Origin of the sequence: Hafnia paralvei ATCC 29927, from assembly GCF_001655005.1 — a bacterium.
GTDB classification, from domain to species: Bacteria; Pseudomonadota; Gammaproteobacteria; order Enterobacterales; family Enterobacteriaceae; genus Hafnia; species Hafnia paralvei.
Genome location: NZ_LXET01000060.1, coordinates 18,679 through 27,384, shown reverse-complemented (window position 1 = coordinate 27,384; position 8,706 = coordinate 18,679). Strand labels below are relative to the sequence as shown.

Genomic DNA, 8,706 nt, shown 5'->3' with positions numbered 1-8,706 from the left:
ACGCGGTATCATCAAAGTGGGTGAAGAAGTTGAGATTGTTGGTATCAAAGATACCGTTAAATCAACTTGTACTGGCGTTGAAATGTTCCGTAAGCTGCTGGACGAAGGTCGTGCAGGCGAGAACGTTGGTGTTCTGCTGCGTGGTATCAAGCGTGAAGACATCGAACGTGGTCAGGTTCTGGCTAAGCCAGGCACCATCAAGCCACACACCAAGTTCGAATCAGAAGTTTATATTCTGAGCAAAGACGAAGGCGGCCGTCATACTCCGTTCTTCAAAGGTTATCGTCCACAGTTCTACTTCCGTACTACTGACGTGACCGGTACTATCGAACTGCCAGAAGGCGTGGAAATGGTAATGCCAGGCGACAACATTCAAATGATTGTTAGCCTGATCCACCCAATCGCAATGGACGATGGTCTGCGCTTCGCAATCCGTGAAGGTGGTCGTACCGTTGGTGCAGGTGTTGTTGCTAAAGTCATCGAATAAGATTTGACGCGACACGCGATAAAAGGGCATCATTTGATGCCCTTTTTCTACGCTAGTGATACTAGAACCTATCTCATCAGTAGTTTTAGCGTCATAATTACAGGTGAGATGGGCTCTGATAGTACGGCGTATCGTGCCGAATAGCGGATCATTTGTCTGATTTCGCTCTTTCTTTGAAGAGGTAACCGCGCTAATCGCGTTTGTTTCTTGTAAGATACCCATTCGGTTTGGTTTGCCTCGCGTAGCGGGGCGAAGTTGTTTTTCACAATCTAGTGACAGGTTGGTTTATGAGTGCGAATACCGATGCTCAAGGGAGCGGGCGCGGCCTACAAGCGCTGAAATGGCTGGTTGTCGCCGTGCTGCTGATCGTGGCCATCGTAGGTAACTTCCTTTACCGTGATGTGAGTCTGCCACTGCGCGCGATGGCTGTAGTCCTGATTATTGCGATTGCTGGTGCCGTAGCATTATTGACAACTCAAGGTAAGGCTACCGTGGCGTTTGCCCGTGAAGCGCGTACCGAAATGCGCAAGGTCATCTGGCCAACGCGTCAGGAAACGTTGCACACAACATTGATTGTGGCTGCGGTCACCGCTGTCATGTCACTGATTCTGTGGGGACTGGATGGTATTCTAGTCCGTCTGGTTTCGTTTATTACTGGCCTGAGGTTCTAAGATGTCTGAAGCCCCTAAAAAGCGTTGGTACGTCGTTCAGGCGTTTTCCGGTTTTGAAGGCCGCGTAGCTCAATCGCTGCGTGAGCACATTAAACTGCACAACATGGAAGAGTTGTTCGGTGAAGTCATGGTTCCGACTGAAGAAGTCGTTGAAATCCGTGGCGGTCAACGTCGCAAAAGCGAGCGTAAATTTTTCCCTGGTTACGTATTAGTTCAGATGGTGATGGAAGATGCCAGCTGGCACTTAGTGCGTAGCGTGCCGCGTGTGATGGGCTTTATCGGTGGTACTTCTGATCGTCCAGCTCCAATCAGTGACAAAGAAGTTGATGCCATCATGAACCGTTTGCAGCAGGTTGGTGATAAGCCTCGTCCGAAAACGATGTTCGAGCCAGGCGAAATGGTTCGCGTCAGCGATGGTCCATTTGCCGACTTTAACGGTGTGGTTGAAGAAGTTGACTACGAAAAAAGCCGCTTGAAAGTTTCGGTTTCTATCTTTGGTCGAGCGACCCCGGTAGAGCTGGACTTTAGTCAGGTTGAAAAAGGCTGATAAAAAATTAAGCAACCATAGCGATTGCTGATTGCCAGAGGCGCGAAATTAAACTACAATTTCGCGCCTTTTGTTTTTATACGCACCCCATTTTCGAATGTGTCGCGTGTAAACGTTTTGCAAATAACGGGGAGCCTCTTTGAGGCGATATTACCCAATCGAGGATATTTACCATGGCCAAGAAAGTACAAGCCTACGTTAAGCTGCAAGTTGCAGCTGGTATGGCAAACCCAAGTCCGCCAGTTGGTCCAGCTCTGGGTCAGCAAGGCGTTAACATCATGGAATTCTGTAAGGCATTCAATGCTAAGACTGACAGCATTGAAAAAGGTCTGCCAATTCCGGTTGTTATTACCGTTTATTCTGACCGTTCTTTCACCTTCGTTACCAAAACTCCTCCAGCAGCAGTACTGCTGAAGAAAGCAGCTGGTATCAAGTCTGGTTCTGGCAAGCCGAACAAAGACAAAGTAGGTAAAGTAACGAGTGCTCAGGTTCGTGAAATCGCAGAAACCAAAGCTGCGGACATGACTGGTTCTGACGTTGAAGCGATGATTCGCTCCATCGAAGGTACTGCTCGTTCCATGGGCCTGGTAGTGGAGGACTAAGAAATGGCTAAGCTGACCAAGCGCATGCGCGTGATCCGTGACAAAGTTGATGTTACTAAACAATATGACATCACCGAAGCCGTTGCTCTGTTAAAAGAGCTGGCCACTGCTAAATTCGTTGAAAGTGTTGACGTTGCTGTCAACCTTGGCATCGATGCTCGTAAATCTGACCAAAACGTACGTGGCGCTACCGTTCTGCCACACGGCACCGGTCGTTCAGTACGCGTTGCTGTATTTACTCAGGGTGCAAATGCTGAAGCTGCTAAAGCTGCAGGCGCTGAACTGGTAGGTATGGAAGATCTGGCAGAACAGATCAAAAAAGGCGAAATGAACTTCGACGTAGTTATCGCATCTCCAGATGCAATGCGCGTTGTTGGCCAGTTGGGTCAGGTTCTGGGTCCACGTGGCCTGATGCCAAACCCTAAAGTTGGTACTGTAACTCCTAACGTTGCTGAAGCGGTTAAGAACGCTAAAGCGGGTCAGGTTCGTTATCGTAACGACAAAAACGGCATCATTCACAGCACCATCGGCAAAGTTGACTTCGACTCTAACCAGTTGAAAGAAAACTTGGAAGCTCTGCTGGTTGCTCTGAAGAAAGCTAAACCTGCGACTGCTAAAGGCGTTTTCATCAAGAAAATCAGCCTGTCCACCACCATGGGTGCTGGCGTAGCGATCGAACAGGGTAGCCTGACCGCAGTAGCTAACTAATTCTCTTAGAGAATAGCTAATTGCGTTTTCGCTTTACGCGGGCGCTAGATTTGTATAAAATCTGACGCCCGCATATTCTCTATCGAATGCTCTTTAGCGAATATAGCGAACGAATTTTCGGTTGGAGTCTGGCCTTATCCAGACCTCCGTCCAAGACCGCAGGTGCGTTGAAAGACGCTTAATCGTCCTGCGTAGACGGTGACAGAACCTAAAAAATCTTTTTGATTACTGGATTCTGCTCACCGTATTTAACGCCTAAACCGTTTTCGGTATTAGGTGATGTGAGTTCCGGGGAATCCTCCCCGGCCAAAATCCAGGAGCTAAAGCTAATGGCATTAAATCTTCAAGACAAACAAGCGATTGTTGCTGAAGTCATCGAAGTAGCCAAAGGCGCGCACTCTGCTGTTATCGCTGACTCTCGTGGCGTAACCGTAGATAAAATGACTGAACTGCGTAAAGCAGGTCGTGAAGCTGGCGTTTACATGCGTGTTGTTCGCAACACCTTGATGCGTCGCATCGTTGAAGGCACTCCTTTCGAATGCCTGAAAGACACGTTTGTTGGTCCAACCTTAGTTGCATTTTCTATGGAACACCCGGGCGCTGCTGCTCGTCTGTTCAAAGATTTCGCGAAAGCGAATGCAAAATTTGAGGTTAAAGCTGCAGCCTTTGAAGGTGAGTTGATTCCAGCGGCTCAGATCGACCGCCTGGCAACTCTGCCAACTTACGAAGAAGCAATCGCACGCCTGATGGCAACCATGAAAGAAGCCTCTGCAGGCAAATTGGTTCGCACTCTGGCTGCTCTGCGCGATCAGAAAGAAGCTGCTTAATCAGCCTTTCTTTTCTAACGTGTTTGCTTACGTATAATCTATTTCTGAATTTTAGGAACAATTTTTATGTCTATCTCTAAAGACGATATCTTGAATGCAGTTTCCGAAATGTCTGTAATGGACGTTGTTGAACTGATCTCCATGATGGAAGAGAAGTTCGGTGTTTCTGCTGCTGCAGCTGTAGCTGTTGCTGCAGGTCCAGCTGAAGCTGCTGAAGAAAAAACTGAATTCGACGTTATTCTGAAAGCTGCTGGTGCTAACAAAGTTGCTGTAATCAAAGCAGTACGTGGCGCAACTGGTCTGGGCTTGAAAGAAGCTAAAGATCTGGTTGAATCTGCACCAGCTGCACTGAAAGAAGGCGTTAGCAAAGATGACGCTGAAGCACTGAAAAAATCTCTGGAAGAAGCTGGCGCTGAAGTTGAAGTTAAATAAGCCAACTCTTTTGGTAGCAGCCTAAGCAATTAGGCTGATGGCTGGTGACTTTTTGGTCACCAGCCTTTTTGCGCTGTAAAGGATGTTAGTGGTATTTCACACTGTTTGACCACTAGTATTCCCTCAATACTTGTTTCTATCTTCGACTTAATATATTGCCGTTTTCCACTTCGGGAGTTCCGGAGTAAAGCGCAACGAAATGGTTTAAGAGTGATAGAAACAAGTATTGCGAGAGGTGTTTCTGCCTTTCGGTCACAAAATGGTGTTGCATGAACTGTCCTACTAGGACGGACAGAGTGGGTCACTGATCAGCGAGCTGAGGAACCCTATGGTTTACTCCTATACCGAGAAAAAACGTATTCGTAAGGATTTTGGTAAGCGTCCACAAGTTTTGGACATACCTTATCTCCTTTCTATCCAGCTTGACTCGTTCCAGAAATTTATCGAGCAAGATCCGGAAGGGCAACACGGCCTGGAAGCAGCATTCCGTTCCGTATTCCCAATCCAGAGTTACAGTGGTAATTCCGAGCTGCAGTATGTCAGCTATCGTCTCGGTGAGCCGGTATTCGATGTTAAAGAATGCCAGATCCGTGGCGTAACTTACTCCGCTCCGCTGCGCGTTAAACTGCGTTTGGTTATTTACGAGCGTGAGGCGCCGGAAGGCACCGTTAAAGACATCAAAGAACAAGAAGTCTACATGGGTGAAATTCCACTCATGACTGATAACGGGACTTTCGTTATCAACGGTACTGAGCGCGTAATCGTATCTCAGTTGCACCGTAGCCCAGGCGTGTTCTTTGACAGCGATAAGGGTAAAACCCATTCATCGGGTAAAGTGCTGTATAACGCACGTATCATCCCTTACCGTGGTTCATGGTTAGACTTCGAATTCGATCCGAAAGACAACCTGTTTGTGCGTATTGACCGTCGCCGTAAATTACCTGCGACCATTATTCTGCGCGCATTAAACTTTACGACTGAACAGATCCTTGAGCTGTTCTTCGACAAAGTTGTCTTCGAGATTCGTGATAATAAACTGCAGATGGAGCTTGTTCCAGAACGTCTGCGTGGCGAAACTGCGTCCTTCGATATCGAAGCTGACGGTAAGGTCTATGTTGAAAAAGGCCGCCGTATTACCGCACGCCACATTCGCCAATTGGAAAAAGACGGCATTACGCTGATCGAAGTTCCGGTTGAGTACATTGCTGGTAAAGTCGTCGCTAAAGATTATATCGACGAAAATACCGGTGAGCTGATCTGTGCAGCCAACATGGAGCTGTCACTGGATCTGCTGGCTAAGCTGAGCCAAGCGGGTTACAAGCGTATCGAAACGCTGTTCACCAACGACTTGGATCACGGTGCTTATATTTCTGAGACCATTCGCGTCGATCCAACTAGCGACCGCTTGAGTGCGCTGGTTGAAATCTATCGCATGATGCGTCCTGGTGAGCCACCAACACGCGAAGCAGCTGAAAACCTGTTTGAGAACCTGTTCTTCTCTGAAGACCGCTATGATCTGTCTGCGGTTGGTCGTATGAAGTTCAACCGTTCTCTGTTGCGTGAAGAGATTGAAGGCTCCGGTATCCTGAGCAAAGACGACATCATTGAAGTGATGCGTAAACTCATCGATATCCGTAACGGTAAAGGCGAAGTGGACGATATCGACCACTTGGGTAACCGTCGTATCCGTTCCGTGGGCGAAATGGCTGAGAACCAGTTCCGTGTAGGTCTGGTACGTGTTGAGCGTGCAGTTAAAGAGCGTCTGTCTCTGGGCGACCTCGATATGCTGATGCCTCAGGACATGATCAACGCCAAGCCAATTTCTGCCGCAGTGAAAGAGTTCTTTGGTTCCAGCCAGCTGTCTCAGTTTATGGACCAGAACAACCCACTGTCAGAAATTACGCATAAGCGTCGTATCTCCGCGTTGGGCCCAGGTGGTTTGACCCGTGAGCGCGCAGGCTTTGAAGTTCGAGACGTTCATCCGACTCACTACGGTCGTGTATGTCCAATCGAAACGCCTGAAGGTCCAAACATCGGTCTGATCAACTCCCTGTCTGTTTATGCACAGACTAACGAATATGGCTTCTTGGAAACCCCATACCGCCGCGTTCGTGATGGAATTGTAACTGATGAAATTCATTACCTGTCTGCTATTGAAGAAGGCAACTACGTCATCGCTCAGGCGAACTCCAACTTGGACGACGAAGGCCGCTTCATTGAAGATCTGGTTACTTGCCGTAGCAAAGGCGAATCAAGCTTGTTCAGCCGCGATCAGGTTGACTACATGGACGTTTCCACCCAGCAGGTGGTTTCCGTCGGTGCTTCTCTGATCCCGTTCTTGGAACACGATGACGCCAACCGTGCATTGATGGGTGCGAACATGCAACGTCAGGCCGTTCCGACTCTGCGCGCTGATAAGCCGCTGGTTGGTACCGGTATGGAACGTGCTGTAGCCGTCGACTCCGGTGTTACCGCTGTTGCTAAACGTGGTGGTGTAATCCAATACGTTGATGCTTCTCGTATCGTTATCAAAGTTAACGAAGATGAGATGTATCCGGGCGAAGCAGGCATTGATATTTACAACCTGACCAAATACACCCGTTCTAACCAGAACACCTGCATCAGCCAGATGCCATGTGTCAATCTGGGTGAACCCATCGAGCGTGGCGACGTGCTGGCTGACGGCCCGTCTACCGATCTGGGTGAATTGGCTCTGGGTCAGAACATGCGCGTGGCATTCATGCCATGGAACGGTTACAACTTCGAAGACTCCATCTTGGTGTCTGAGCGTGTTGTACAAGAAGATCGCTTTACTTCTATCCACATTCAAGAACTGGCTTGTGTGTCTCGTGACACCAAACTGGGGCCTGAAGAGATCACCGCTGACATCCCTAACGTGGGTGAAGCTGCGCTCTCTAAACTGGATGAATCCGGTATCGTTTATATCGGTGCGGAAGTGAAAGGTGGCGACATTCTGGTTGGTAAGGTAACGCCTAAAGGTGAAACCCAACTGACTCCAGAAGAGAAACTGCTGCGTGCTATCTTCGGTGAGAAAGCGTCTGATGTTAAAGACTCTTCTCTGCGCGTTCCAAACAGCGTTTCTGGTACCGTTATTGATGTGCAGGTCTTTACTCGCGATGGCGTAGAGAAAGACAAACGTGCGCTTGAAATCGAAGAGATGCAGCTGAAGCAGGCTAAGAAAGACCTGACTGAAGAACTGCAGATCTTGGAAGCTGGCTTGTTTGCCCGTATCCACGACGTACTGGTATCTGGTGGTGTTGAAGCTGAGAAATTGGCTAAGCTGCCACGTGACCGCTGGTTAGAACTGGGTCTGGCTGATGAAGCTAAACAGAACCAGTTGGAACAGCTGGCTGAGCAGTACGACGAGCTGAAATCTGATTTCGAGAAGAAACTGGATGCTAAGCGTCGTAAGATCACTCAGGGTGACGATCTGGCACCTGGCGTACTGAAAATTGTTAAGGTTTATCTGGCAGTTAAACGTCAGATCCAGCCTGGTGACAAGATGGCAGGCCGCCACGGTAACAAGGGTGTTATCTCCAAGATCAACCCGATCGAAGATATGCCTTACGATGAAAACGGTACTCCGGTAGACATCGTACTGAACCCGCTGGGCGTACCATCACGTATGAACATCGGTCAGATTCTGGAAACCCACTTGGGTATGGCTGCGAAAGGCATTGGTGAGAAAATTAACGCCATGCTGAAGCAGCAGCAGGAAGTGGCCAAGCTGCGTGAGTTCATTCAGAAAGCCTACGATCTGGGCGATAATACGCGTCAGACCGTTGATCTGAGCACCTTCACCGACGACGAAGTTATGCGTCTGGCTGAGAACCTGAAAAAAGGTCTGCCAATCGCAACACCAGTCTTCGACGGTGCGAAAGAGAAAGAAATCAAAGAGCTTCTGACATTAGGTGGCATTCCTACCTCTGGTCAGATTACGCTGTTTGATGGCCGTACCGGCGAGCAGTTCGAGCGTCAGGTTACTGTCGGCTACATGTATATGCTGAAACTGAACCACTTGGTTGATGACAAAATGCATGCGCGTTCTACCGGTTCTTATAGCCTGGTTACTCAGCAGCCGCTGGGTGGTAAGGCTCAGTTCGGTGGTCAGCGCTTCGGTGAGATGGAAGTATGGGCACTGGAAGCGTATGGCGCTGCCTACACGCTGCAGGAAATGCTGACCGTCAAGTCCGACGATGTAAACGGCCGTACCAAGATGTACAAAAACATCGTGGATGGCGACCACCGTATGGAACCAGGCATGCCGGAATCCTTCAACGTATTGTTGAAAGAAATCCGCTCGCTCGGTATTAACATTGAGCTGGAAGACGAGTAATTCGTTCATTCGAATTATAAGTAACACCAGCCGCTAAGCGCCCTGTGAAAGCGGGGTGCTTAGTCAGTGGTTGCA

At 48.8% G+C, this 8,706-nt stretch carries 8 protein-coding genes; all 8 read left to right on the top strand.

Annotation, left to right across the window (positions count from 1 at the left end; all coding sequences use genetic code 11):
- Positions 1-487, top strand: a 487-nt coding sequence (locus M988_RS19415) for an EF-Tu C-terminal domain-related protein (RefSeq protein WP_248846525.1), incomplete at its 5' end; no start/stop codon positions are given.
- 287 nt (positions 488-774) lie between these two features.
- The gene (secE, locus tag M988_RS19410; RefSeq protein ID WP_004089461.1) at positions 775-1,158 is read left to right on the top strand and encodes a preprotein translocase subunit SecE; all 384 of its coding nucleotides are present in this window, start codon (positions 775-777) and stop codon (positions 1,156-1,158) included.
- 1 nt (position 1,159) lies between these two features.
- Positions 1,160-1,705: a transcription termination/antitermination protein NusG gene (nusG, locus tag M988_RS19405; protein WP_004089459.1), complete on the top strand. Its 546-nt coding sequence runs from the start codon at positions 1,160-1,162 to the stop codon at positions 1,703-1,705.
- A gap of 173 nt (positions 1,706-1,878) precedes the next feature.
- On the top strand, positions 1,879-2,307 hold the full coding sequence (gene rplK, locus M988_RS19400; protein ID WP_004089458.1) for a 50S ribosomal protein L11: 429 nt from the start codon (positions 1,879-1,881) through the stop codon (positions 2,305-2,307).
- Positions 2,308-2,310: 3 nt separating this feature from the next.
- Positions 2,311-3,015 carry a 50S ribosomal protein L1 gene (gene rplA / locus M988_RS19395; protein ID WP_004089455.1) on the top strand — a complete coding sequence of 235 codons (705 nt, stop codon included), beginning with the start codon at positions 2,311-2,313 and terminating at the stop codon, positions 3,013-3,015.
- 329 nt (positions 3,016-3,344) lie between these two features.
- Positions 3,345-3,842 carry a 50S ribosomal protein L10 gene (gene rplJ / locus M988_RS19390; RefSeq protein ID WP_008815920.1) on the top strand — a complete coding sequence of 166 codons (498 nt, stop codon included), beginning with the start codon at positions 3,345-3,347 and terminating at the stop codon, positions 3,840-3,842.
- Between the two features lie 66 nt (positions 3,843-3,908).
- Complete coding sequence (rplL, locus tag M988_RS19385) at positions 3,909-4,274, top strand: 50S ribosomal protein L7/L12 (protein ID WP_004089450.1); 366 nt, start codon at positions 3,909-3,911, stop codon at positions 4,272-4,274.
- A 328-nt stretch (positions 4,275-4,602) separates the two neighbouring features.
- The gene (rpoB, locus tag M988_RS19380; protein ID WP_008815919.1) at positions 4,603-8,631 is read left to right on the top strand and encodes a DNA-directed RNA polymerase subunit beta; all 4,029 of its coding nucleotides are present in this window, start codon (positions 4,603-4,605) and stop codon (positions 8,629-8,631) included.
- The last annotated feature ends 75 nt before the right edge of the window (positions 8,632-8,706 follow it).

Coding starts and splice junctions, on each gene's coding strand:
- secE (WP_004089461.1), top strand. CDS start 775: ATGAGTGCGAATACCGATGCTCAAGGGAGCGGGCGCGGCCTACAAGCG.
- nusG (WP_004089459.1), top strand. CDS start 1,160: ATGTCTGAAGCCCCTAAAAAGCGTTGGTACGTCGTTCAGGCGTTTTCC.
- rplK (WP_004089458.1), top strand. CDS start 1,879: ATGGCCAAGAAAGTACAAGCCTACGTTAAGCTGCAAGTTGCAGCTGGT.
- rplA (WP_004089455.1), top strand. CDS start 2,311: ATGGCTAAGCTGACCAAGCGCATGCGCGTGATCCGTGACAAAGTTGAT.
- rplJ (WP_008815920.1), top strand. CDS start 3,345: ATGGCATTAAATCTTCAAGACAAACAAGCGATTGTTGCTGAAGTCATC.
- rplL (WP_004089450.1), top strand. CDS start 3,909: ATGTCTATCTCTAAAGACGATATCTTGAATGCAGTTTCCGAAATGTCT.
- rpoB (WP_008815919.1), top strand. CDS start 4,603: ATGGTTTACTCCTATACCGAGAAAAAACGTATTCGTAAGGATTTTGGT.